Origin of the sequence: Nonomuraea sp. NPDC051191, from assembly GCF_044455665.1 — a bacterium.
In the GTDB taxonomy this organism is placed as follows: Bacteria; Actinomycetota; Actinomycetes; order Streptosporangiales; family Streptosporangiaceae; genus Nonomuraea.
Window position 1 is genome coordinate 476,992 of the sequence record NZ_JBITEZ010000006.1, and the last position, 24,571, is coordinate 501,562.

Sequence of the window (24,571 nt, forward strand, 5' to 3'; positions counted from 1 at the left end):
TCGCTGGAAAATATTCCACTTCGTATATATTCTCGCGGGCTGCCCGCGTGACGCGTCCCTGTCTGGCGGGTCGTGGACAGGCGGCTGGCGTCCGGGCCACCGTCCTGTCACCCTGCCGGCCGCGGAGGCGGAAACCGTCGGTGGCCGCCCGCACACTCAGCGCATGCCCGATGAGCCTCTGGAACTCGGTGAGATCACCATCTCCGACTGGTACGCCCACAACGACAAGATGGCCGAGGTCGGCTTCCTGACCATCGCCAGACGCCTGCCCTCGCTCGTCGCCCAGGCGATGAGCATGTCCTGGCGGGCCGGCCCCCGCGACACCGTGGCCACCATCGCGCTCAACCTCCTCGGCGGCCTGTTCACCGCCTTCGGCCTGCTGGCCACGACCGGCGTGCTGAGCGCCCTGTTCAGCGAGGGCCCGACCCCCGACCGCGTGCTGGCCGCCCTGCCCAGCCTCGTCCTGGTCGGCGCGGCCGCCGTGCTGCGCACGGTGGTCCAGGCCGGCGCGGGCTGGGCCCAGTCACGCCTCACCCCGCAGATCTCCCGCCACACCGAGGAACGCCTCTACGGCCTGACCAGCCAGGTGGAGCTGGTCGCCTACGACGACCCGGAGTTCCACGACAGCCTCGAACGCGCCAACCAGCGCGGCGTCAGCGTGGCCAGCTCGGTGGTCAGCTCGGCCATCAACGTCGTCACCGCGGCCGTCGGCATCGCGGCGGCGGCGGGCGTGCTGGGCGTGCTGCACCCGGTCCTGCTGCCGCTGCTCCTGCTGGCCGTGCTGCCCGACGCGTGGGCCACCGTGCGCGGCGCCCGCATGCGCTACTCGACGATGTACTCCCTCATCCCCGCCCGCCGCCGCAAGTGGATCATCGCCGAGCTGCTGGCCGACCGCGAGCCCGCCGCCGAGGTGCGCTCGTTCACCATGCGCGGCTTCCTGCTGCGCATGTACGACGCGGTCGCCAAGGCCGAGCAGGACGTCCTGCTCGTCCTGGCCAGACGCCAGACCCTGGCCCGCCTGGTCGGCGAGGCCCTCGGCGGCCTCGGCACCGCCCTGGTCTACGTCGCGCTCGGCCTGCTGCTGGCCCTTGCCGCGATCCCGCTGGCGGTCGCCGGCACCGCGGTGCTGGCCATCAGGACCGGCCAGACGTCGCTGGCCAACCTCCTCTACGCCACCAACCGCCTCTACGAGGACGGCCTCTACTTCACCGACTTCCTCCAGTTCTGCGCCGACGCCGAACGCCGCGTGCCCGGCGCCCGCCCGGCGGCCGTGCCCGAGAGGTTCGAGCGCATCGTGGCCGACGACGTGACGTTCACCTATCCGGGCGCCGAGCAGCCGGCGCTGCGCGGGGTGACGGTCGAGATCAAGCGCGGCGAGATCATCGCGTTCGTGGGCGAGAACGGCTCAGGCAAGACCACCCTGGCCAAGATCCTGTCCGGCCTGTACGAGCCCGACTCCGGCGGCGTCTCCTGGGACGACGTCGACCTGACCGACGTGCCCCCCGACGAGCTGCGCCTGCGCACGGCCGTCATCGCCCAGGACCACACCCGCTGGCCGCTCACCGCCCGCTACAACATCACCATGGGCACCGACAAGGGCGAGGCCGCCCTGGTCGCGGCGGCCTCGGTCGCCGGCGCCGACGAGGTGGTCGCGGGCCTGCCCCACGGCTACCGCACGCTGCTCGACCGCCGGTTCAAGGACGGCCAGGAGCTGTCCGGCGGCCAGTGGCAGCGCGTCGCCGTGGCCCGTGGCTTCCACCGCGACGCCGACCTGCTCATCTGCGACGAGCCCACGGCGGCCCTCGACGCCCGCGCGGAGCACGCCCTGTTCGAGCGCATCCGCGATCACTCCGAGGGCCGCACGGTCCTGCTCATCACCCACCGCCTGGCCAGCGTGCGGTACGCCGACCGCATCTATGTCCTCGACCACGGCAAGGTCACCGAGCAGGGCGACCACCAGGCCCTGATGGCGCTCAACGGCCTCTACGCCGACCTCTACACCCTTCAGGCCGCCGCCTACCGCTGATCCTCAGCGGCGCAGCAGCCCGGACGGCACGGCCTCGGCCAGCGCCTTGTACCCCGCCGGGTTCAGGTGCAGGCGGTCGCCGACGTCGTAGGCGGGCAGCAGGTTGCGGGGGGCGGCCGGGTCGCGGGCCGCGCGGTCGAGGTCGATCACGGCGTCGAACATGCCGCTCGTCCGGATCCACTCGTCGACCTGCTGCCTGGCCGCCTCCCGGTAGCCGCCGGGGTCGTCGTAGGAGGCGTTGCCGCCGAAGGGGGTGAGGGTGGCGCCGTACACCCGCAGGTCCTGGGCGTGGGCGCGGGTGACGATCTGGTCGTAGGCGGCGATCAGGTCGTCGGCGACCTGGCGTTGCGCGGCCTGGGGGGCGGGGGCGGTGCCGCTGTCGTTGACGCCCTCAAAGACGATCAGCCAGGCCAGGCCGCTCCGGGCGAGCACGTCGCGGTCCAGCCGGGCCAGGGCGGCCGGGCCGAGGCCGTCGTGCAGCACCCGGTTGCCGCCGGCGGCCTGGTTGGCCAGCGCGAGGCCGGGCAGGCGCGGTTGCAGCCGGTCGAGCAGCTGGTCGGGCCAGCGGTCGTTGCGGTTGGTGGTGGAGCCCCTGCCGTCGGTGAGCGAGTCGCCCAGCACGGCGAGCGCGGCGGTGGACCGTCCGGCCCGCACCTCGACCGCGCTGAGCAGGTACCAGTGGTCGACCGGGGTGGCGCCGGTCAGGTCGGCGGCCTCGGTCTGGTCGCCGCGGGCCAGGTAGGAGGTGGTCCTGGAGCCGGGGTGGGAGGTGAGGGCGTTCGACGCCTGCCCGTCGGCGAGATGCACGGTCACCGACAGCACCGAGCGGGGCGCGAGCGCGGGAACGCGACGGAGGCCCGGGTGATGGGCAGCGGCGCGCCGCCGAAGGCGTTGGAGAAGCGCACCCGTACACGTTTGCCGCCGGCCGAGACGCGGACGGTCTGCCGCAGGGTGGTGTCGGCCAGCACCAGGCCGTCCTGCGTGTACGGCGACGGCGGCATGGTGCCCGGCTCGGTGAGCTGCGGCATCGAGGTCCAGGTGTCGACCCAGTGCTCGCCGGGAAGCGCGGCTTTCTTTCGGAAGGTATGCCGAGCCGGGACCCGGGTCAACAGCGGTGCCCGCTTCTGACACGGCGCCATTCCCGTTCTGACCGGACGTTGCAAGGCAGGCGTCCCGGTGGTGCACTCAAGGGCGTTGGTTCCGACCCGTGTCCAGGCCGCCAGCGGGAGCGAGGGCCGGCGGCGGACCTCGAAGGGAGAACCGTGAGACGATTACGTCCGATGTTGCTGTTCCTGCTGGTCACCCTGGCCGCGGGCTGCGGCGGGGCCGCGCCCGGCGCCCCGGGGGTCACCGGCTCCGGCGCGCCGCTGGAGAAGATCAGGATCGGCGTCATCCCGATCCCCGACAGCGCGCTGGTCTACATCGCCCGCGACCGCGGCTACTTCGCCGCCGAGGGGCTGTCGGCCGAGCCGGTGGTCGTGCAGGGCGGCGGCCCGGCGATCGACAGGATGAAGGGCGGCGCCCTGGAGTTCGGGCTGGTCAACTACGTCACCGCGGTTCTGTACCAGCGGCGGGAGCCGGGGCGGCTGAAGCTGGTCGCCGACGCCTACCACGCCGCGCCGGGCGCGTTCCAGCTCTTCGTGGCGCCCGGCAGCCCGATCAGGAGCGTGCGCGACCTGCGGCCGTCGGGCGGCGTGAAGAGGAGCGTCGCGGTGGCCACGCTGCGGTCGGTCGGCACGCTGAGCGCCGAGACCGTGCTCGCCGCGGCCGGGCTGTCGGCGGACGACGTCGCGTTCAAGGAGCTCCCCCTGCCCGACATGCCGGCCGCGCTGGCCGCGGGCACGGTGGACGTGGCCTGGATGACCGAGCCGTTCATCACCGCCTACGCCCGGCAGGGCGGCAGGTCGCTGGGCGACGCCATGGCGAACGTCCCGGCCGGGTGGCCGATCGCCGGGTGGGCCACGACCGCGTCGTACGCGAGCGCCCGTCCACGGGCCGTGGCCGGGTTCCAGCGGGCCATGGCCCACGCCCAGCTCGACGCCCGGGACCGGACGCTGGTCACCGGGGTGCTGGGGACGTACACGAAGATCCCGCGCGAGGTCCTGCCGACGATCACGCTCGGCACGTTCCCCGCCGCGCTGGAGCCCGAAGGGCTGCAGTCGGTGGTGGACACCATGGTGAGGTTCGGTTACCTGCCCGCGCCGCTGCGGGCGGAGAGCATGATCGTCCGGCCGGCCTGGGAGCCGGGGAAGGGGAACCCATGAGCGAGACGCCGGAGCGGGCGCGGGTGCTGCGCCTGGTCGACGACTTCATCCTGTACGCCGCCGTCCGGGCCGCCCTGCGGCTGTCGGTCTTCGACCTGCTGGCCGCCGGGCCGTGCGCCGTGGACGAGCTGGCCGACGAGATCGCCGCGGGCGGGACCGGGCGTCCCGACGAGACGCTGCTGGGCCGCCTGCTGCGCACGCTGGACCACCTGCGGCTGGTCGAGCGGGACGCCCGCGGCCGCTACCTGCTCACCGGCGAGGGCGACCTGCTCACCAGCGGCCGGGACGACTCCCTGGCCCCCGCGGCGCTGATGTGGGGCGAGGAGCTGTGGCGCGACTCGGCCGACCTGCTGCACCGGACGATCACCACAGGTGAGCCCGCCGCCCTGGAGCTCCACCAGGTGGACTCCCCCTACGCCTGGCTGGGCACCCGGCCCGCGGCCGGCGCCCTGTTCAACGAGTTCATGGCCACCCGCAGCGTCACCGTGGCCCGCGCGCTGGCCGGGCAGGACCTGACCGGCGTGGACGCGGTGGCCGACATCGGCGGCGGCACCGGCATCGTCCTGGCCACGATCCTGGCGGCCCACCCGCGGCTGCGCGGCGTGCTGTTCGAGCTGCCCGAGGTGGCGGCCCAGGCCCGGACTCACCTGGACGGCCGGGCGGGCATCACCGTGGCCGAGGGCGACATGTTCGCCGACCCGCTGCCCCGGGCGGGCCTGTACCTGCTGGGCAACATCCTGCACAACTATCCCGACGAGCAGGCCGCCAAGCTGCTGGCGCGGCTCGCCGCCCTGATGGACGGCCGCGCCGAGCTGTGGATCGTGGACGCCGTCCTCGACGACGACCCGCGCCGCTCGCCGACGTCGGCGGTGGCGCTGGACATGAAGATGCTCACGCTGTTCAGCGGCGGCCAGGAACGCACGCTGACCCAGGTCGGGAACCTGCTGGGGGCCGCGGGGCTGCATGTCGCCCGCACCGATCCGCTCCCCCACGGGCTGCACCTGGTGGTGGCCAGGCAGCGCCCCGCCACGGAATGAGCCCCCGCGTGGACCCTTCGCCGTCGCGCGCGTCCGGCGTCCGTCGATGAGACTGGCGGCCACGGGCGGGGGCCCGGGCCGCTCGGTGATGGCGATCTTGGTCTTCCCGCCACTTCGCGGCTTCTGCAAGTATTCGATCATGGAAGAAGGGAGACGCGAAGTGGCAGAGAGCAACACGGGCATTCGGCGATTACTTGCGGACTCTGGGGAGCCGCGCGGCTGGGTCCCGCTCCGGACGGATCTCGTCACCGCGCTGCTGGGGGTCTGGTTCGGCGTCGGGCTGATGATCGACGCGTGGGCGCACAGCAACCGCAGCGACCTGGAGACGTTCTTCACGCCGTGGCACGCGGCCTTCTACTCGGGGTTCGCGGCGGTGTCCGGCTGGATCATCTGGCAGGTGTTCCGCAACGTGCGGCTCGGCCGCCAGGGGCTGGCCGCCGTTCCCCAGGGCTATCTGGCCGGGCTGGTCGCCATCCCGGCGTTCGCCCTCTTCGGGCTGGCCGACATGACCTGGCACACCGTGCTCGGCATCGAGACGAGCGTCGACATCCTGTTCAGCCCGTCCCACCTGGGGCTGATCGTGACCATGCTGCTCATCATCACCACACCGCTGCGCTCGGCCTGGAACGCCCCCGACACGGGCGTGCGGCCCTCGCTCCGGCGGCTGTTCCCGGCGCTGGCCGGGCTCGCGTTCGCGGCCACGCTGGTGTCGCTGTTCCTGTCGTACGGCGACGCCCTCCAGTACCGGTCCGCACACATCGTCGAGGCGTTCTCCAGCGTCGAGGACGCGGGCGCCGACCGTCTGGCCACCGCGATGGTCATCAGCAACGTCATCCTGCTCACCCCGGTGCTGCTGCTGGTCCGGCGGTGGAACCTGCCCTTCGGCGCGGTGACCGTCATGTACACGGTCGCCGTCCTGATGCCCGGCGCGCAGACGGCGTTCGAGAACGTGCCGACGCTGCTCACGTTCGTCGCCGCGGGCCTGGCGAGCGACGTGCTGATCCGGCTGCTGCGCCCGTCCGGCGCGCGGCGGGGCGCCTACTGGGCCTTCGCCGGGCTGTCGGCCTTCGTCACCTGGTCGCTCTACATCGGGGTCGCCTCGGCGGCCGGTGGCGGCCTGCCCGCGGTGCCCGAGCTGTGGACCGGCGCGCCGGTGGTGGCCGGGCTGATCGGCCTGGCGCTCGGTGCGCTGTTCCTGCCGAACGCGCTCCCCGCGGACGCGGCCGACGCCGGACGGGCATGATCCGGCCGCTCCGGGTCCTGTGTCTCGTCGCCGTACTCCTGCTCGCGGGGTCCGCACCGGCCGCGGCTCACAACGTCACGGCCGGTGCGGACCTGCGCTTCGCCCAGACGATCGCCGGCGCCGAGCTGACGGTCGTGATCAAGGGCACGTCGCGGGTGCCGGGGCCGCTGCTGATCGGCGTGATCGCCTACGAGCCGGCGACCGGGCCGCCGGTCGGCCTGGAGGTGCGCTCGGTCGAGGACGGCCACAAGGTGACGGCCACCGCGCAGCCGTCCGCCACCCCGCGGTACGTCAAGCTCCCGGTCGAGCGCACCGGGCCGCACGAGCTCAGGCTGACGGCGGGGGGCGAGGTCGCCGTGCTGCCGTTCCGCGTCCTGGTGGACCGGGGCTCCGCCGGCGAGTTCCTGATCTACGGCGGCCTGCTCGTGGCCGGGCTGCTGCTGGTGGGCGGCCTGCTGACCGGGGTGCTGTCGCGCAGGACCCCGGCGATGCTGCTGGCCGGGGGCGCGGCGGCCGCGGTGACGGTGGCCGCGATGGTCGTCGTGTTCGAGCCCGCGCTGCCGCCTCCGCCGCCCGACGGCGCCGTCCCGACGGTGGACACGCGGGCGGTGGGGGCGCCGGCGGCCGGACGACCCTTCGCGCGGGGACGGGTGACGACCCTCCCGGCCAGTCCGGCCCCCGGCGAGGAGTTCACGCTGCGCCTCGACCTCACCGACGGCTCGACCGGGCACCCGGTGGACGATCTCGTCCTGCACCACGAGGCGCTCGCCCACGTGGTCGTCACCAGCGAGGACGGCGCGTACTTCCGGCACCTGCACCCGCTGCGCACCGCGCCGGGACGGCTGGAGGTCCGGCTGCGCGCCGACCGGCCGGGCCGGTTCCTGGCCTACGCGGAGCTGGAACGCGAGGACTCCGGCGGCCAGCTGCTCGACGGCGCGTTCCGGGTCGCCGGGCACGCGCCTGCCGTGCTACCCACGCCGCCCGCCACGGGGATCACGCCGGTGCTGCGGCCGTCCGTGCCGGTCGCGGGGCGTCCGACGGCGATCGAGGTGGGCATCGGGGTCACGCCGCGGCAGTGGCTGGGCATGTCCGGGCACCTGATCGTGCGCAGCCAGGACGGCACGTTCTTCGGCCACGTGCACGAGATGGGCGTGCCCGCGCCCCGGCTGCGCTTCACCTTCAGCTTCCCCGCCCCGGGCCGCTACCTGGCCTGGGCCCAGTACGCGGCCGGCGACCGGATCGTCACCGTGCCCTTCACCGTCGAGGTCGCGGAGGCTCTCGGATGAGGCGGATCCTGGCCGTCGCCGCCCTGCTCGCGGCGGCCCTGGCGGTGTTCCTGTACGTGCGCGGCTCGGCGCCCGGCCCGCTCACCCTCACCAGCGCCGGCACGCGGTACGCCGTCACGGTCGTGGTCCCGAGGCCGACGACGGGCCGCGTCACGGCCGAGGTCCAGGTGACCTCCGGCGAGCCGCGGACGGTGACGCTGTCGACGGTGATGCCCGGCATGGGCCATTCGACTCCGGAGATCGTCGCCGACGCGCAGGGGCCGGGCCGCTACGTGGCCGAGGGCGAGCTGTTCCCGATGGCCGGGGTGTGGGAGCTGTCGGTCCGGCTGAACGGCGCGGCGGGAGAGGAGGTGCTGGTGGTCAAGGCGCCCATCACGGGATGAAGACGCCCGACTCTTGACGAATGAAATGAACGATCTTTTAATTCGTCCATGGGACGTATCGCCGGCGTCACCGCCGCCGAGACGCGGGAACGCCTGCTGCGCGCCGCCGCGGACGTCTTCGCCAGGCGCGGCTACGACGGCACCCGCGTCGCCGACATCGCCGCCGCGGCGGGGGTGAGCAACGGCGCCCTGTACGCCCACTTCGGCTCCAAGGCCGGCCTGCTCGTGGCCGCGCTGGGCGCGCACGGCCGGCGGCTGCTGGCCGGACTGTTCGCCGACGACCCCGATCGTCCGGTCGCCGACCTGCTCGTCGCCGTCGGCCGCCGGCTCCCCCGTCCCCGGGACGCCGGCGGCGACCTCATCGTCGAGGCGCTGGTCGCCGCCCGCCGCGACGAGGACGTGGCCCTGCCCATGCGCGACTACGTCGGCGAGCGCGCCCACTGGCTGGCCGGCCTGGTCCGCGCCGGCCAGGACGGCGGCGAGCTCGACCACGCCCTGTCACCGGAGGCCGTCGCCCACTTCTGCCTCCTGCTCGCGATGGGCAGCGCGCTCATCGCCCCGGACCCCCACCAGGTGGACGAGGAGGAGTGGGCCAGGCTGCTCATCCGCGTCGTCGCCGCCCTCTCCCCCGCCCCACCGCACGAAGGAACGCCGTGAGAGCACAGATCGACCCCGGGCGCTGCCAGGGACATGGCCGCTGCTACGACCTCGCCCCCGACCTGTTCGGCGAGGACGACGAAGGTTACGGAACGGTCCTCGGCGACGGCGCGGTGACGCCGGACCACGAGCGCACGGCGCGGCTGGCCGTCTCCAACTGCCCCGAGCGGGCGATCGACCTCCTCGGGGAGGCGTGACATGAGCGTGGACGAGCGCTTCGTCAAGAACTTCGGCGAGCCGGGCGACGACGAGGAGATCGGCACCCGCAGCGAGATCGTCACCGGGCCGGTCTCGGACTGGGCCACCGACTTCTCCCACCTGGAGCCGGAGTGGGCCGCCGACCCGTACCCCATCCAGGACGACCTGCGGCAGCGCTGCCCGATCGCGCACACCGACCGGTTCGGCGGCGGCTGGCTGCCCACCCGCTACGAGGACGTCGCCGCCGTCGCCTACGACACCGAGCGGTTCTCCTCGCGCTCGATCATCATGAGCAACTTCCGTCCGCCGCGCGAGAGCGCGCCCGTGGGCGGCACGCCGCCGATCTCGTCCGACCCGCCCTTCCACCACGACGCCCGCAAGCTGCTGCTGCCCGCCTTCACCAAGACGGCCGTCGCCAGGCGGGAGGAGTCGACGCGGGCGCTGTGCCACGAGCTGATCGACGGCCTGGAGGGCCAGGACGTCGTGGACGCGGCCCGCGACTACGCCCAGCACATCCCGATGCGGGTGATCGCCGACATGCTGGGCTTCCCGCCCGAGGACGGCCCGCGCTTCCGCGAGTTCATCGAGAACGCCCTCGAAGGGGTCAACCTGCCGCCCGAACAGCGGACCGCCAACATGGGCCGGCTCTTCGACTACCTGCTGGACCAGATCCGCGACCACGTGGAACACCCGCGCGACGACCTCACGACCTACCTCGTCGAGGCCGAGCTGTACGGCCACAAGCTGGAGGCCGGGCACGTGGCGGGCACGATCGCCCTGCTGCTGATCGCGGGCATCGACACCACCTGGAGCGCCATCGGTGCGTCCCTGTGGCACCTGGCCAAAACCCCCGCGGACCGCGAACGCCTGGTCGCCGAACCCACCCTGCTCCCCACCGCCATGGAAGAGTTCCTGCGCGCCTACGCCCCCGTCACCATGGCCCGGCTCGTCAAACACGACATGCACTGGAACGGCGTCGACATGAAAGCCGACGACTGGATCCTGCTCTCCTTCCCCGCCGCCAACCGCGACCCCGCCCACTTCGACCACCCCACCGACATCCGCATCGACCGCGAGATCAACCGCCACGCCGCCTTCGGACTCGGCATCCACCGCTGCGTCGGCTCCCACCTGGCCCGCATGGAACTCCGCACCGCACTCGACGTCTGGCTCCAACGCATCCCCACCTTCACCCTCGCCGACCCCGACGCCGTCACCTGGGCACCCGGTCAGGTACGCGGCCCGCGCACCCTGCCGCTGCGCATCGGCTGACCCGCCCGACGCTCAATCCACCTCGGCCGTGACCAGGAACAGCAGGGCCGAGGCCAGGAAGGGGCGGGAGGCGAGGTCGTCGAACCACTCCTCGGCGCCGGGTTCGAGGTACCCGGCGCCGGCGGCCCTGACCAGGTTGCGGCGCAGGCCGAGGACCTGGTCGGCGGTGGCCAGATCCTGGAAGACGGGCGCGACCGTCACCACCGACCGCACCGCGAGGCCCGCCTCCACGCACAACCGGGCCAGACGCCGGCCGAGCGTGCCGTGGCGGATCATCTCGGTGGCGATGAACCGGGTCAGCGTGCGGCCCACGTCCGGGCGCGGCGAGTCGATCAGCAGGCCCTCCCAGTCGGGCTCGGCCATGACGATCCGCGCCCCGGGACGGGCCACCCGGCGGAACTCCGCCAGCACCCGCGCCGGGTCGTCCACGTGCTGCAACACCCGGTCGGTACGGGCCCGGTCGATGCTCCCGTCCGCGACCGGCAGCGCGTGCACGTCCCCGGGGCGCACCTCGACCAGCGGCCGTCCGGCCAGGCGGGCGCGGGCCTCGGCGACCATCACCGGGTCGCGGTCGAGGCCGATCACCCGTCCGGCGGGGGCGACGGCGTCGGCCATGGCCGCGAGGTCCGTCCCCGGGCCGCAGCCGAGGTCGAGCACGGTCTGGCCGGGCCGCAGGTCCAGCAGGTCCAGGACCTGCCGCTTGTAGCCCTTGCCGACGTCGGTCGAGGCGACGTGGTCGAGGTAGGCGATCGGGTCGGGGCGGGAGGCGGGGTCGATGTCGATCATGAACCCAGCCAACCAGACGAGTGCGCAGATCCCCGGCACACCAGGTGAAGGTTCCGTGCAGCCCCCGGGCCGCACGGCCCCCGGCCCTCAGAGCAGGAGGGCGGGAGCCGGGCGGTGCGCAGCGGGTGGGTCGGTCCGGTTGCGGCTCGGCGCGGTGCGGACCGGGCAGGGTGGGTCAGGTGCGGCGGAGGCGCCACAGGGAGGTGATCTCGCTCGCGCGGGCCGCGTGCAAGGGGTCGGACGCGTCGAAGGCGCGCGGGTGCCGGGGCCTGGCCTGGAGGCGGCCCACGACTCGCAGGCCCGCCGTCGCGAAGGCGGACAGGAGCTCGGCTCGGGTCCGCAGCCCCAGGCGTTCGGCCAGGTCCGACAGGATCAGCCAGCCCTCGCCCGCCGGTTCCAGGTGCTCGTCCAGGCCGTCGAGGAAGCCGCGCAGCATGCGGCTTCCGGGGTCGTAGACCGCGTGGTCGAGGGGCGAGGCCGGCTTGGCCGGCAACCACGGGGGGTTGCAGACGACGAGCGGCGCGCGTCCGGGCGGGAAGAGGTCGGCGTCCAGGACGTCGACCCGGCCGTCCAGGCCCAGCCGCCGCAGGTTGTCGCGGGCGCAGGCCACGGCGCGCGGGTCGCGGTCGGTGGCCACGAGCCGCCGGACGCCCCTGCGGGCCAGGACGGCGGCGAGCACGCCGGTCCCGGTGCCGACGTCGAATGCCCCGGCGCGCGAGACCAGCGGCGCCCTGGCCACCAGGTCGACGTACTCGCCGCGTACCGGTGAGAAGACGCCGTAGTGGGGATGGACGCGGTCGTTCAGGGCGGGCACCTCGACGCCTCTCCTGCGCCACTCGTAGGCCCCGACGATGCCCAGCAGCTCGCGCAGCGAGGTCACCGACGCCTCCGTCCCGGGGCCGTAGACCTCCGCGCAGGCGCGCCGCACGTCGGGGGCACGCCGCAGGGGGACGGCGTGGTCCGGGTCGAGCGGCACCAGCAGCCGGCCCAGCACGACGGCCCGCTGGGAACGGGCCTGGCGCTGCTGGTGGAAGGCACGCGCGAGCGAGGGGGCGGGCGGGGGTGGGTGGTGGTCGGCGCGCCGTGCCATGGCGCGCAGCAGCCGGCGGGCGGCGTGGAAGTCGCCGCGCCACAGCAGTGCCGTGCCCTCGCAGGCCAGGCGGTACGCGGTGGCGGCGGCCAGCCGGTCGTCGGCGATCACCACGCGCGCGGGCGGCGGCGAACCGTTCTCGGAACGCCAGCGGGCCGACCGGGCCTCGCCGTCTTCGGTCCAGCGGATCTCGAGCACTCAGGGCTCCTCATGATCGAACCAGTGATGGTCATGAAGAGCACTTCGACGCGGTGGATCAGCCTGTGGCGGCCTCCCGCGAGGAAGTGCGCGCCGGGGCGTCGCCGAGAACCATGCCGGGCGGTGGGAACGACATGATCAACCTCCTCGTGGGATCGGGAACCCCCTCATCCTAGGGGGTGGCCCTCACGGGCGCGCGTCGAGCGTTGTCAGGATCCTCTTGACCGCTTTCCCGGACAGATCCGGTCAGGCCGGAATACGGTGGGCCGTTGACGATCGGCCAACGCCCGCAAGCCTACGGAGCATCTCCATGCGTACCGCAGCGGCAGTCCTCTCCTTCGTGCTCGCCCTCGCCCTCCTGCCCGTCCAGCCGGTGACCGCCGTCACCGGCGCGTCCACCGCGTCCACCACGTCCACCGCGACCTCCTCGGCCGCCGCAGCGTCGCTGCCGGGCGGCAAGTCCACCTTCGTCGTCTCGCAGGGCCATCTCCAGGCCGCCTCCCGGCAGAACTGGGTGCGTCTGGGCACCTACCGCTTCGCCGCGAACGGCACGGTGAGCGCCGCCCTGTACCTGTGGTGGCAGCGCTTCCCCAAGGCCAGGCAGCGCACCGGCACCGTGCCCGACCCGAGCTGCACGACGAAGGCCGGCGGCGTCGCCACCCGTCCGCGCGGCTGCGAGGTGCTCACCGCGGGCGGCTACACCGGCGGGCCGAGCGAGACCCGTACGGGGACGTACACGCTGGCGGGCAACGTGCTCACCATCCGGTGGAAGATCGCCCAGACCTGGACCGAGCAGTGGTACGTCCGCACCTCGCCCGACGGCAAGCTGGCCCGCCTCGACCTCAAGGCCAGCAGCCTGGCCACGCACGGCTACGGGTACGGCAGCAACGCCGCGGTCGGCACCCGGCGCGCGATGAGCTCGGTGCGGGCCTTCCCCGGCTCGCTCCGGCAGGACCTGACGAGCTGGGCGAGCGGCACGCTGGTCAAGGCCGGCGACCAGCCGTTCGGCCTCTCCTCCTTCCGCGCCTGCAAGTCGACCACCTCATGCCTGACCTACCTGCAGCCGTCCTCGCGGGGAGCGTGCCAGAAGTCGGGCGGCTGCCCCAAGTTCGGCGGCGGGACGCGGCCCAACGTCAGCTCGATCCAGTACTACCTGACGACGATCTCCAAGTCCGACCGCCGCGACACGCTGTGGCACTGGTGCACGTGCCTGGCGATGGAGCGCGGCGAGTTCTGCTACACGGGCAACTCCCACGTCAAGCCGCTGATGCAGATCATCGACGACACGGGGGCCTTCCGCGGCTGGGTCGGGGTGGAGGCGTCCTTCTCGACCGGCTCGCGGGCGACGGACATGCTGGCGGTGCTGCGCATCTCCGACTTCCGCTGACCGCGAAGCCGGTTCAGGAGCCGGGTCAGGAGCCGGAGCGCAGTTGCTCGGCGGCCTCCTGGTAGGCGCGGGCGGCCCGGTCGAAGTAGTCGAAGAGCACGTCGCGGTGCTCGGCCGGGTACTCCGCGAGGATGTCGCCGATCTTCCGCCGGACGGGGGCCATGACCTCGTCGAGCTCGGCGGGCTTGCCGACCGGCTCGACGATCACCTTGCGGCGGTCGTCGGGGGCGGGGACGCGGCGGACGTACCCGGCCTGTTCCAGCCGGTCGATCAGCCGGGTGGTCGGGCCGGTGGTCAGGCCGGTGCGGGTGCCGAGCTCGCCGGGGGTCATCGGGCCGGCGAGTTCGAGGATGTTCAGGGCGTACAGGTCGGTGGCGCCCAGGCCGCACGCTTTGGCGCCGGCGTGGCCGTGCAGCATCACCGCGCTCAGGTAACGGCGGTAGAGCCGGCCGGCGTCGGACGGGTCCGGGGTGTTCGGCACACGATCCTCACTTCCTGTTCTCCCTCCTGGAGAAGATAAATCCTCCAAGAAGTAACTTCTTCTGTGAAGTTACCGCGGGGGAGGCGCGCAGCCGTCCCAGCGCGAGCAGGACGAGGGTCGTGAGCACCACGGCGGTCAGCAGGACGGCCAGGTTCAGCGGGGTGCGCAGGAAGCCCAGCGCCACGATCAGCGGGGTCGCGGCGGCTTCGGCGCTCATCGGGGCAGGGCGCCACCGCGCGAGCGGTAGACGATGTACGGCCTGGCCAGGTACGCGACGGGGGCGGCGAAGGCGTGCACCAGGCGGCTGAACGGCCACAGCGCGAACAGCGCCAGCCCGAGCAGCGTGTGCGCCTGGAAGACGAACGGCGCCGACGCCATGGCGTCCACGTCCGGCTCCAGTTCGAGCAGGCTGCGGAACCACACCGACACGCCGAGCCGGTAGTCGTAGTGGCCGTACGGCCCGAGCAGGGTGGCGATCAGCCCGGCGAGCAGCACGGTGGCCAGCACCGGGTACAGGACGCGGTCGGAGCGCCCGGACGCCCGCCGCACGGCCCGCACGCGCAGCCGCCGCCACAGCAGCACACCGAGCCCGGCCACGGTGGCCAGCCCGGCCAGCCCGCCGACGACCAGGGCGTTGAGCCGGTACATGGGCTCGGTCACGTGCACGGCCTCGGTGAACCGCTCGGGGACGAGCAGGCCGACCAGGTGACCGGCGATCACGAACAGCAGCCCGAAGTGGAACAGCGGCCCGCCCACCCGCAGCAGGCGGCTCTCGTGGAGCTGGCTGGAACGGGTGGTCAGCCCGAACCGGTCGTAGCGGTGACGCCAGGCCACACCGGCCGCGAACAGCACCAGGACGACGTACGGCAGCACGCCCCACAGGGCGATCTCCAGATGTCTCATCAGCGGACCCCTCCGGGAACCTCGGGCAGAACGGTACGGCCGACCCGCTCGGCGGGCGGGCCGAGCGCCACCCGCTCCCGCACGGTCCGGCGGTCGGCGGACGTGGCGCGGGGCAACGTCATCAGCACGGCCTCCACGACGGCGGCGTAGTGGCTGCGGCGCGCGGTCAGGCCGGTGCGCAGCAGGTCGAGGCCGGGCCGGTGGTCGCGCAGCAGCCGGCCGCCGGGGCCGGGCACGCGGGCGGCGAACTCCAGCATCACCGGCAGGAAGTCGGGCAGCTCCCCGGCGCCGGGCTGCCAGCCGTGGTCGCGGTAGAGCGTCTTGAGCTCCAGGAGGGACTCGCCGCGCCTGCGGGTGTCGCCGTCGCCGTAGTAGGTCATGTGGAGCGTGCGGCGGCCGCTGCGGTCGAAGGTGGCCACGTACGCGGCGCCGGCGTCGAGCGCGGGCTGGGCCGCGGCCTCGGCGCAGAAGCCGCGCAGGCGCTCGGTGGCGGCGCCGCCCCCCGTGTCCAGCGCGGTGCGCACCAGGTCGAGGCGGGCGGCCCAGTCGTCCCCCGGGTAGCTCAGCAGGAGGGAGGCGGCCTGGTGGATCAGGCGGGACTCGTACCGGTTCACTCGCCCGCCTCGCCTTTGGACGGGAACAGGCCGTCGGGTGTGCCCTTGCCGTCCCAGTTGAGGAGGTTGACCCGGCCGCGCAGCCGTTCGTCCTTGGTGACCGGCGGGCTGTGGAAGCCCTCGGCGAGCATGCCGGGGCCGCCGGGGGCGTCCAGGCTGCATCCCGCCTCCCCGGCGTGGTCGGAGGTGACGTAGGCGGTGGGGATGACGTACCGCTCGTCGTACTTGGCGAGGGCGAGCAGGCGGTACATGCGTTCCAGGTCGGCGGCCTCCAGGCCGGTCCCGGCGGCGATGCCGGGGTCCGGCTCGTCGCCGAGGTTGCGGGCCCGCATGTGGGAGCGCATGGCGGCCAGGCGGCACAGCGCGGCCTCCACCGGGGCCGGGTCGCCCGCGGTGAACAGCTCGGCCAGGTAGCCGACCGGGATGCGCAGCGAGCCGATGGCGCCGAACAGGTTGCCCGCGTCCTCGCCGTCGTGGCCGGTCTCGGCCAGCGCGTCGACGATGGGCGACAGCGGCGGGACGTACCAGACCATGGGCATCGTGCGGTACTCCGGGTGCAGGGGCAGCGCGATCCGGAACTCGGTGATGAGCCGGCGCACGGGCGAGCGGCGGGCGGCCTCCAGCCAGTCGTGCGGGATGCCCGCCGCCTCGGCGGCGGCGGCCACCCCGGGGTCGGCGGGGTCGAGGAAGCAGTCGAGCTGCGCCTGGTACAGGTCACGTTCCTCGGGCACGGCCGCGGCCTCCCCGACGCGGTCGGCGTCGTAGAGCATGACCCCGAGGTAGCGCAGGCGGCCGACGCACGTCTCGGAGCAGACCGTCGGCTCACCCGCCTCGATGCGCGGGTAGCAGAACGTGCACTTCTCGGCCTTGCCGGTCTGGTGGTTGAAGTACACCTTCTTGTACGGGCAGCCGGACACACACATCCGCCACCCCCGGCACCGGTCCTGGTCGACCAGGACGATGCCGTCCTCCATGCGCTTGTACATCGCCCCCGACGGGCAGGCGGCCACGCAGGAGGGGTTGAGGCAGTGCTCGCAGATGCGCGGCAGGTGGAACATGAACGCCCGCTCGTAGTCCAGGCGCACGGTGTCGCTCACCTTGCGCAGGACGACGTCGGCGGCGAGCTGCTCCGGGCCGCCGCCCAGGTCGTCGTCCCAGTTCGGGCCCCAGGTGACGGCGGTGGGCCGTCCGTCGATCAGCGAGCGGGGCGGCGCGGTCGGCACGTCGTCGCCGAGCGGCGCGCTGATGAGGTTGTCGTAGTCGTAGGTCCACGGCTCGTAGTAGTCGTCGAGGCCGGGGAAGTCGGGGTTGGCGAAGAGCGTGGTCAGGCGGCGCAGCCGGCCGCCGGCGCGGGGCACCAGGCGGCCGTGGCGCAGCCGCCAGCCGCCGCGCCACCGGTCCTGGTCCTGCCAGCCCCGGGGATAGCCCTGGCCGGGGCGGGTCTCGACGTTGTTGAACCAGACGTACTCGGTGCCCGGCCGGTTGGTCCACGTCTGCTTGCAGGTCACCGAGCAGGTGTGGCAGCCGATGCACTTGTCCAGGTTCATCACCATGGCGATCTGGGCCATAGGTCGCATCAGTAACGCACCTCCTGATCCCTGCGGCGGATGACGGTCACCGCGTCGCGCTGGTTGCCGGTGGGGCCGTAGTAGTTGGGGGCGAAGGAGAGCTGGCCGTACCCGCCGATCAGGTGGGTCGGCTTGACCAGGAGCTTGGTGAGCGCGTTGTGCACGCCGCCGCGCCGGCCGGTGGCCTGCGACTTGGGCACGTTCACCAGGCGTTCCTGGACGTGGTACATGAACACGGTGCCGGCCGGCATGCGGTGGGAGACGACGGCGCGGGCCACCACGACGCCGTTGACGTTGAGCGCCTCGATCCAGTCGTTGTCGGCCACGCCGATGGCGGCGGCGTCCTCGACGCTGATCCAGATGACCGGGCCGCCTCTGGCCAGGGTCTGCATGAGCAGGTTCTCCTGGTACTCGGAGTGGATCGACCATTTGGAGTGCGGCGTGAGGTAGCGGACGTTCACCGCCTTGCCGCCGTCGGGCGCGGCGGGCAGGCTCTCGCCCAGCGCGTCGAGGTCCAGCGGCGGCCGGTAGACGGGGAGCTGCTCGCCCAGCTCGGCCATCCAGTCGTGGTCGAGGTAGAAGTGCTGGCGGCCGGTGAGCGTGTGCCAGGGCTTGCGGTGCTCGGTGTTGATGGTGAACGGCGCGTACCGGCGGTCGTGCCCCTCCGCGCCCGACCACTCGAAGCTGGCCCCGGCGGGCACCGGCCGGACCTGGGTGTCGGAGAACACCGTGCGGTGCCCGGCGACCGACGCGCCCAGCTCCGACAGCCCCGAGCCGGGGCCGCAGCGTTCGGCGAGCCGGTCGAAGCCCTCGGCGGCGATCCTGCCGTTGGTGGTGCCCGACAGCGCCAGCACCGCCTCGCACAGCTTGACGTCGCTGTCCAGCAGCGGACGGCCCTCGGCCGGACCTCCGGCGGCCGTGCCGCAGCGCGCGGCGAGCCAGGCCGACTCGGGGACGGGCCGCACGGTGACGCCCTTGACGGTCATGCCCTGACGCTCGGCCAGCGGGCCGAAGGCGGCCAGCTTGTCGGCGATCGCGGTGTAGTCCCGCTCGACCAGCGTCACGGTGGGCATGGTGCGGCCGGGTACGGGCGCGACGCCGCTCCCCCGCCAGTCGGGGACGCCGCCGCCGGGCTGGGCGATCTCGCCGGGCGTGTCGTGCTGGAGGGCGGTGCTCACCAGGTCGTGGGCGACGTCGAGGCGGCCGGCGGCCAGCTCGCTCAGCTTGCGGGCCAGGGAGTGGAAGATGTCGAAGTCGGTGCGGGCCTGCCACGGCGGGTTGATCGCCGGGGTGAAGGCGTGCACGAACGGGTGCAGGTCGGTGCTGGACAGGTCGTGCTTCTCGTACCAGGTGGCGGCGGGCAGCACCAGGTCGGCGAAGAGCGTCGTGGAGGTCATCCGGAAGTCGAGGGCGAGCAGCAGGTCGAGCTTGCCGCGCGGCCCCTCCCGCCAGGTGACCTCCCGGGGACGGTCGCGCGGCGGCGCCTCCTCGGCGGTGGCGTTGTCGGGCGCGCCCAGCAGGTGGCGCAGGAAGTACTCGTTGCCCTTGGCCGAGGAGCCGATCAGGTTGGCCCGCCAGACGGTGAGCACCCGCGGCCAGTTCTCCGGCGCGTCGGGGTCCTCGCAGGCGAACGCCAGCCGTCCGGCCCCGACCTCGCCGGCGATCCAGCGGGCCGGGTCCTCGCCGCCGTCGTGGATGCGGCGGCCCAGGTCGAGGGGGTTGGCCGCGAAGGTGGGGTAGCTCGGCATCCAGCCCAGCCGGGCCGACTGCGCCACCAGGTCGGCGGTGTGCCGCCCGGCGAACCGGCGGGGCCCGGCCGGGCTGGACAACGTTCCCGCCGAGAACCGTTCGTAGCGCCATTGGCCGGTGTGGACGTACCAGTACGGCGTGCCGGCCATCTGGCGGGAGGGGCGCACCCAGTCGGCCGCGGTGGACAGCTGCTGCCAGCCCGCCAGCGGCCGGACCTTCTCCTGCCCCACGTAATGGGCCCAGCCGCCGCCATTGACGCCCTGGCAGCCGGTGAGCAGCAGCAGCGTCAGGAAGGAGCGGTAGATGGTGTCGGAGTGGAACCAGTGGTTGGTGCCCGCGCCCATCACGATCATCGCCCGGCCGTCGGTGCGTTCGGCGGTGGCGGCGAACTCCCTGGCGATCCTGATCGCCTGCGCGGCCGGGGTGGAGGTGATGCGCTCCTGCCAGGCGGGGGTGCCGGGGGCGTCGGGGTCGTCGTAGCCGGTGGGCCAGTGGCCCGGCAGGCCGGGGCGGGCGACGCCGTACTGGGCCATGAGCAGGTCGAAGACGGTGGTGACGAGCCGGTCGCCGACGCGCCGGACCGGCACGCCCCTGCGGACGACCCCGGGCTCGTCGAAGCGCGGCAGGACCACCTCGGCGCTGTCGCAGCCGGGCACGTGCAGGGTGAGCAGCGGGTCGAGGTCGCCCAGGTCGAGGTTCCAGCGTCCCTGCTCGGCGCTCCAGCGGTCGCCGAGCGTGCCGTTGGGCGCGACCGGGCGGCCGGAGGCGGCGTCGAGGATCATCGGCCGCCACCGGTCCTCCTCTTCCTGTCCGCCCAGGTCGGCCGAGGTCAGGAACTTGCCCGGACGCAGCCCGCCGTCGTCGTGCTCCTCCAGGCCCACCAGGAAGGGCAGGTCGGTGAAGCGCCTGACGTAGCCGGTGAAGTGCGGGGTCTGCCGGTCGGCGAAGAACTCGCGCAGGATGACGTGCCCCATCGCGACGGCGAGCGCGCCGTCGGTGCCGGGATGCGGGTGCAGCCACTCGTCGGCGAACTTGGTGGCGTCGGAGTAGTCGGGCGAGACCACGATCACCTTCTGGCCCCGGTAGCGGGCCTCGGTGACCCAGTGGGCGTCGGGGGTGCGGGTGACCGGGACGTTGGACCCCCACAGCATGAGGTAGGCCGCGTCCCACCAGTCGCCCGACTCCGGCACGTCGGTCTGGTCGCCGAACACCTGCGGTGAGGCGACGGGCAGGTCGGCGTACCAGTCGTAGAAGGACAACATCGGCGCGCCGATCAGCGACATGAACCGGGCGCCCACCGCGTGCGAGGCCATCGACATGGCCGGGATCGGCGAGAACCCGGCGACCCGGTCGGGCCCGTACGTCATGAGCGTGTGGACGTGGGCCGCCGCCGCGATCTCCAGCGCCTCGTCCCATTCGATCCTGACCAGGCCGCCCTGGCCGCGGGCCGACTGGTACCGGTGTCGTTTGCGGGGATCGGTGGTGATCTCGGCCCAGGCCGCGACCGGGTCGCCCAGGCGCGCCCTGGCCTCGCGGTACAGCTCGACCAGGACGCCGCGGGCGTGCGGGTAGCGCACCCGGGTGGGCGAGTAGGTGTACCAGGAGAAGGCGGCGCCGCGGGGGCAGCCGCGCGGTTCGTACTCGGGGCGGTCGGGGCCGACGCTGGGGTAGTCGGTCTGCTGGGTCTCCCAGGTGATCAGGCCGTCCTTGACGTAGACCTTCCAGGAGCACGAGCCGGTGCAGTTGACCCCGTGGGTGGAGCGCACCACCTTGTCGTGCGCCCATCGGCGCCGGTACGGGGAGTCGTTGACCTTGTCCTCGCCGCGGAACACCGCCCGCCGGTCGGGCGTGGTGTCGGCGCGCAGCAACTGGGTGCCCGCCGCCAGCAATCGCGCGGCCGCCGTGTCGGCGGCGCGTTCGGCTCGTGTCAGATGCATGTGTATTCCGCCAGGCACGACACATGACCCCCTTACGTGGAGATGACGCTGTGGGTATCCGCGCCGGTGCGGCGGGGACGGCGCTTCCCGTAACCCCGGAAACCGGCGAATCGACTGAAAGTGATGCGTGCAGTCAGACGACTGTTTCTAGCATGCGACAGTGTCCATATGGAATGTGTTAGTTCCCCGAGAACGTTTCGCCGCCCCCGAAAACACCATTAGGTCTATCGACCGAAATAACGCGATAAAGGGGAAATGTCGGCGGATCAGGCGTTCAGGAGTCGGCCGCCTCGGTCAGCCGCCGTAGCACGTGGACGAGCGTCGTACGGTCGTCCGGGGCCAGCTTCTCCAGCGCCTGGCCGATGCGCTGCCGCCGCGCGGCGCGCAACCGCTCCAGCACCTCCCGGCCGGCCGGGGTCGCGCTGATGCGGATCTCCCGGCGGCTGTGGGCGGCCGGGGCCCTGCTCAGCAGGCCGGCGGTGTCCAGGCGGTCGACGACCCGGCCGGCCGCCGACAACGACATGTCCAGGCGTTCGGCCAGGGAGCGGAGGTTCATCGGGCCGTGCCGGTCGACCGCCAGCAACACCCGCAGGCGGGGCACCGACAGGTCGCCCAGCGCGGCCATGGCGTCGAGCGTCGCCTCCACCAGCACCAGGGACGCCTCCTCGATGTGCCAGGCCGAGTCGTCCATGACCGCACCTTCACGCGGTGTCGTGGAGCGGCCCGGGAAAGCCGAAGCCGCTCGTCCGACATTTTTCCACATAACGGGCCACCTGTTCATCACTGCGCCGACGACCGGAAAAGGAAATTCCTAGCAGCGGCCGGCCCGTGACGCACTCCCGACCGGTACGAGCGTGGACGACACCGCCCGCCCGGCTGAGCGACGGTGTTCACTACCCATTACAGAGGTTTTCCCCGGAGGTTTTCAAATGGTGATGAATTGCGGATGGCCCCTCAAGCCTCAGTGACACCGGTCGGCCCCGCCTGTCACACGGGACACGCGGGAGGACGGGGAGCGGAGGTCGCACATGGAGGGTCAGGGGATGCGGGCCACGGCTCCGTAGTTGCCGGACGAGCCGGGCGCGTCGGCGCAGGTGGGCTCGTCCCCGTCCGGACGCCACTCGGGGACCCAGACCAGGCCGGGCTCCAGCAGGTCGAGACCGTCCAGCAGGTCCGCGACCTCGTCCCGGGTGCGCACGGTCAGGCCGGGCAACGTCATGGCGAGCATGCCCCGCACGGCCGGGGCCAGCTCCCCGGGCACGCCGTCGAAGGTGATGTGCAGCAGGCCGAGGAAGCTGCCCTCGGGGGCGGCGTGCCGCAGGCGCTTGATGACGGTACGGGCGCACTCGTCGTCCAGGCTGTGGGCCGACAGCAGCAGCACCGCGATCGGCCTGTCCCAGTCGAGGAACGTCTGCACCACCGGGTCGCCGAGCATCTCGTCCATCTCCCGCACGTCACCGTCGACCACGCGCACCAGGTCGCAGAAGGGCTCGATGGTGGCCTGGGCCAGCGTCAGGGCCATCGGGTCGCTCTCGACGTACACCACGCGGACGTCCGGGCCGGCGGAGGTCAGGCGGGCCACGTCGTGCAAGCGACTGCCGGCCGACGGGCCGTTCGGCACCCCGCTTCCCACGATCATGAACTGGTCCACGCCTTCGACAGCGGCCAAATGACGGATCACCCGCGACAGGTATTCAAGGACAGCACGGGCCGCGGTGGTGGCGACAGGAGTCACTTGATCGAAATGCCGAACCAGGTCTCTGTCGGCGAGGAAGTTGTTCTTCCCACCGGCGGCGGCATCCAGGATCCGGGTGATCCTGGCGTGCGCCGTGCCAAGCCTGGCCAAATTACGGACAGCACGCTGGCGCATGAGCGTTGCCCCTTTCCCCTCGCCGCCACCTTCTTGCGGTAGGCGATCTTTGGACTTCACTCGTGACTCAGACCATATGTTCCAACAATTCCAGTTAATGACAATGGGGCAGACCGGTTATTTCGGGAAATGTTTGTTACCAGAACTTCCGGCGAGATCATTTGGACGGCGTCCGCGCGTAGGATCGGCGGGGTCGAGGTGGAGGTGGCCGTGCCGGAGGATCATGCAGCGCCGCTGGCCGGGATGCGGATCGTCGAGTTGTCCAGCTTCGTCGCCGCGCCGCTCGGCGGGATGACGCTGGCCCAGCTCGGGGCGGAGGTCGTCCGCGTCGATCCGGTCGGCGGCGGGCCCGACGCGCGGCGCTGGCCGCTCGCGCCCTCCGGCCGCAGCCTCTACTGGGCGGGCCTGAACAAGGGCAAGCGCTCGGTCACCGTGGACCTGCGTTCGGACCGCGGGCGGGAGCTGGTCGCCGACCTGGCCGTCGCGGCGGGCACGGTGCTCACCAACGCGCCGCCGCGGGCCGGGCTGTCGTACGAGGAGCTGGCCGCGCGCCGCCCCGACCTGGTGTACGCGCGGCTGCTCGGCCACCGCGACGGCCGTCCCGCCGTGGACTACACGGTCAACGCCGGGCTCGGCCTGCCGTACATGACGGGTCCCGCCCACCACGACGGCCCGGTCAACCACGTGCTGCCCGCCTGGGACGTCGCCTGCGGCCTCTACCTGGCCGTGGGCCTGCTCGCGGCCGACCGCCGGCGGGCCGCGACCGGCCGGGGACGCCGCATCGACGTGGCCCTGCACGACGTCGCCCTGGCGACCATGGGCAACCTGGGCCTCCTGGCCGAGGCCCAGCTCCGCGGCGCCGGCCGCCCACGCATCGGCAACGACCTCTACGGTGACTTCGGCCGCGACTTCGTCACCGCCGACGGGCGGCGGCTCATGGTCCTGGTCCTCACCGGACGCCACTGGCGCGACCTGGTCGCCGCGACCGGGCTGGGACGCGTGGTGTCGGCGCTGGAGGAGGCGCTGCCCGCCGACTTCGGCTCCGAGTCCGACCGGTACGCCCACCGGGAGGCGCTGGGCGGGCTGCTCGCGCCGTGGTTCGCCGCGCGGACGGCGGCCGAGGCCGAGGAGGCGCTGACGGGCACGTCGGTGTTGTGGTCGCGGTACCGGACGTTGGAGGAGCTGGCCGCGGGCGGGGCGGCGGCGTTGCGGGCCGAGCCGTTGATGTCCCCGCTCGACCAGCCGGGCGTCGGCCCCCACCTGGCCCCCGGCGGCCCCCTTCTCGTGGACGGCCGCCAGGTCCCGCCGTCGCCCGCTCCCGAGCTGGGCGAGCACACCGACGAGGTGCTGGGCGAGCTGCTGTCGATGTCGGCGTCGGAGGTGGCGGAACTGCGCGCGCGGGGCGTGGTCGCCTGACCCTTCGGCCGTTTCAACAGGCCCGAAAACCGAATTACGGGCCCGAAAGATGACAAGTCGCGGGAGCGCTCCCACAGCCCTGAACAGTCCTCTGAACTGCTGCTTTCCGAATACAGTTCAAGTTTCACACAAAAGGAGCCGGACGGAACCTCGTTCAGGCGATTCCGACGCCGGGCCTTGACATCGCAGGCAGGCCCTTTGTGGTC

General features: G+C 72.9%; 24 protein-coding genes. 12 read left to right on the top strand and 12 right to left on the bottom strand.

Annotated features, from left to right (window positions below; genetic code table 11):
• Positions 1–163: 163 nt before the first annotated feature.
• The gene (locus ACIA8R_RS20145; protein ID WP_364103680.1) at positions 164–2,026 is read left to right on the top strand and encodes an ABC transporter ATP-binding protein; all 1,863 of its coding nucleotides are present in this window, start codon (positions 164–166) and stop codon (positions 2,024–2,026) included.
• A gap of 3 nt (positions 2,027–2,029) precedes the next feature.
• On the opposite strand, the gene ACIA8R_RS20150 is transcribed toward ACIA8R_RS20145, so the two are convergent.
• Positions 2,030–2,839: an SGNH/GDSL hydrolase family protein gene (locus ACIA8R_RS20150; RefSeq protein ID WP_397039682.1), complete on the bottom strand. Its 810-nt coding sequence runs from the start codon at positions 2,837–2,839 to the stop codon at positions 2,030–2,032.
• The gene (locus ACIA8R_RS20155) at positions 2,836–3,054 is read right to left on the bottom strand and encodes a hypothetical protein (RefSeq protein ID WP_397039684.1); all 219 of its coding nucleotides are present in this window, start codon (positions 3,052–3,054) and stop codon (positions 2,836–2,838) included. The genes ACIA8R_RS20150 and ACIA8R_RS20155 overlap by 4 nt, the downstream gene beginning before the upstream one ends.
• 234 nt (positions 3,055–3,288) lie before the next feature.
• Here ACIA8R_RS20155 and ACIA8R_RS20160 point away from each other — a divergent pair, with 234 nt between their 5' ends.
• From ACIA8R_RS20160 to ACIA8R_RS20195, 8 genes are all read left to right on the top strand, one after another.
• Positions 3,289–4,290 (top strand): ABC transporter substrate-binding protein, encoded by a 1,002-nt coding sequence (locus ACIA8R_RS20160; RefSeq protein WP_397039685.1) that lies wholly within the window; start codon positions 3,289–3,291, stop codon positions 4,288–4,290.
• Entirely contained in the window at positions 4,287–5,327 is a 1,041-nt protein-coding gene (locus ACIA8R_RS20165) for a methyltransferase (RefSeq protein WP_364103692.1), read from the top strand. Before ACIA8R_RS20160 ends, ACIA8R_RS20165 begins: the two co-directional genes overlap by 4 nt.
• Positions 5,328–5,487: 160 nt before the next feature.
• A complete protein-coding gene (locus ACIA8R_RS20170; protein ID WP_397039687.1) occupies positions 5,488–6,570 on the top strand; it encodes a hypothetical protein in 1,083 nt (360 codons plus the stop codon).
• Positions 6,567–7,856 (top strand): hypothetical protein, encoded by a 1,290-nt coding sequence (locus ACIA8R_RS20175; protein ID WP_397039688.1) that lies wholly within the window; start codon positions 6,567–6,569, stop codon positions 7,854–7,856. Before ACIA8R_RS20170 ends, ACIA8R_RS20175 begins: the two co-directional genes overlap by 4 nt.
• Positions 7,853–8,239 (top strand): FixH family protein, encoded by a 387-nt coding sequence (locus ACIA8R_RS20180; protein ID WP_397039689.1) that lies wholly within the window; start codon positions 7,853–7,855, stop codon positions 8,237–8,239. The genes ACIA8R_RS20175 and ACIA8R_RS20180 overlap by 4 nt, the downstream gene beginning before the upstream one ends.
• Before the next feature lie 48 nt (positions 8,240–8,287).
• Positions 8,288–8,896 carry a helix-turn-helix domain-containing protein gene (locus ACIA8R_RS20185; RefSeq protein WP_364103704.1) on the top strand — a complete coding sequence of 203 codons (609 nt, stop codon included), beginning with the start codon at positions 8,288–8,290 and terminating at the stop codon, positions 8,894–8,896.
• Complete coding sequence (locus tag ACIA8R_RS20190; RefSeq protein ID WP_357705436.1) at positions 8,893–9,093, top strand: ferredoxin; 201 nt, start codon at positions 8,893–8,895, stop codon at positions 9,091–9,093. The genes ACIA8R_RS20185 and ACIA8R_RS20190 overlap by 4 nt, the downstream gene beginning before the upstream one ends.
• Before the next feature lies 1 nt (position 9,094).
• On the top strand, positions 9,095–10,366 hold the full coding sequence (locus ACIA8R_RS20195) for a cytochrome P450 (RefSeq protein ID WP_397039691.1): 1,272 nt from the start codon (positions 9,095–9,097) through the stop codon (positions 10,364–10,366).
• Positions 10,367–10,378: 12 nt separating this feature from the next.
• Here the strand turns inward: ACIA8R_RS20195 and ACIA8R_RS20200 are convergent, their stop codons facing one another.
• Both ACIA8R_RS20200 and ACIA8R_RS20205 read right to left on the bottom strand, forming a co-directional pair.
• Positions 10,379–11,152 (bottom strand): methyltransferase domain-containing protein, encoded by a 774-nt coding sequence (locus ACIA8R_RS20200; RefSeq protein ID WP_397039692.1) that lies wholly within the window; start codon positions 11,150–11,152, stop codon positions 10,379–10,381.
• A 175-nt stretch (positions 11,153–11,327) separates the two neighbouring features.
• Positions 11,328–12,440 (bottom strand): methyltransferase, encoded by a 1,113-nt coding sequence (locus tag ACIA8R_RS20205; RefSeq protein ID WP_397039694.1) that lies wholly within the window; start codon positions 12,438–12,440, stop codon positions 11,328–11,330.
• Between the two features lie 310 nt (positions 12,441–12,750).
• Here ACIA8R_RS20205 and ACIA8R_RS20210 point away from each other — a divergent pair, with 310 nt between their 5' ends.
• The gene (locus tag ACIA8R_RS20210; protein WP_397039695.1) at positions 12,751–13,827 is read left to right on the top strand and encodes a hypothetical protein; all 1,077 of its coding nucleotides are present in this window, start codon (positions 12,751–12,753) and stop codon (positions 13,825–13,827) included.
• 25 nt (positions 13,828–13,852) lie between these two features.
• Here the strand turns inward: ACIA8R_RS20210 and ACIA8R_RS20215 are convergent, their stop codons facing one another.
• The 8 genes from ACIA8R_RS20215 to ACIA8R_RS20250 form a co-directional block, all read right to left on the bottom strand.
• A complete protein-coding gene (locus ACIA8R_RS20215) occupies positions 13,853–14,308 on the bottom strand; it encodes a MarR family transcriptional regulator (protein ID WP_364097995.1) in 456 nt (151 codons plus the stop codon).
• Positions 14,309–14,315: 7 nt separating this feature from the next.
• Complete coding sequence (locus ACIA8R_RS20220; protein ID WP_397039697.1) at positions 14,316–14,525, bottom strand: hypothetical protein; 210 nt, start codon at positions 14,523–14,525, stop codon at positions 14,316–14,318.
• The gene (narI, locus tag ACIA8R_RS20225; RefSeq protein WP_364098000.1) at positions 14,522–15,211 is read right to left on the bottom strand and encodes a respiratory nitrate reductase subunit gamma; all 690 of its coding nucleotides are present in this window, start codon (positions 15,209–15,211) and stop codon (positions 14,522–14,524) included. Before narI ends, ACIA8R_RS20220 begins: the two co-directional genes overlap by 4 nt.
• Positions 15,211–15,825 (bottom strand): nitrate reductase molybdenum cofactor assembly chaperone, encoded by a 615-nt coding sequence (narJ, locus tag ACIA8R_RS20230; protein WP_364098003.1) that lies wholly within the window; start codon positions 15,823–15,825, stop codon positions 15,211–15,213. Before narJ ends, narI begins: the two co-directional genes overlap by 1 nt.
• Positions 15,822–17,402, bottom strand: a complete 1,581-nt coding sequence (narH, locus tag ACIA8R_RS20235; RefSeq protein ID WP_397039699.1) for a nitrate reductase subunit beta — start codon at positions 17,400–17,402, stop codon at positions 15,822–15,824. Before narH ends, narJ begins: the two co-directional genes overlap by 4 nt.
• Positions 17,402–21,079, bottom strand: a complete 3,678-nt coding sequence (locus ACIA8R_RS20240; protein ID WP_397039701.1) for a nitrate reductase subunit alpha — start codon at positions 21,077–21,079, stop codon at positions 17,402–17,404. Before ACIA8R_RS20240 ends, narH begins: the two co-directional genes overlap by 1 nt.
• Before the next feature lie 274 nt (positions 21,080–21,353).
• Positions 21,354–21,770: a MarR family transcriptional regulator gene (locus tag ACIA8R_RS20245; RefSeq protein WP_357705447.1), complete on the bottom strand. Its 417-nt coding sequence runs from the start codon at positions 21,768–21,770 to the stop codon at positions 21,354–21,356.
• 345 nt (positions 21,771–22,115) lie between these two features.
• Complete coding sequence (locus tag ACIA8R_RS20250; protein ID WP_357705564.1) at positions 22,116–22,895, bottom strand: SAM-dependent methyltransferase; 780 nt, start codon at positions 22,893–22,895, stop codon at positions 22,116–22,118.
• Here ACIA8R_RS20250 and ACIA8R_RS20255 point away from each other — a divergent pair.
• Together ACIA8R_RS20255 and ACIA8R_RS20260 are read left to right on the top strand one after the other, a co-directional pair.
• Positions 22,815–22,991, top strand: coding sequence for a hypothetical protein (locus ACIA8R_RS20255; protein WP_357705571.1), 177 nt, complete (start codon positions 22,815–22,817; stop codon positions 22,989–22,991). The genes ACIA8R_RS20250 and ACIA8R_RS20255 overlap by 81 nt on opposite strands.
• A gap of 168 nt (positions 22,992–23,159) precedes the next feature.
• On the top strand, positions 23,160–24,365 hold the full coding sequence (locus ACIA8R_RS20260) for a CoA transferase (RefSeq protein ID WP_397039702.1): 1,206 nt from the start codon (positions 23,160–23,162) through the stop codon (positions 24,363–24,365).
• Positions 24,366–24,571: the final 206 nt, after the last annotated feature.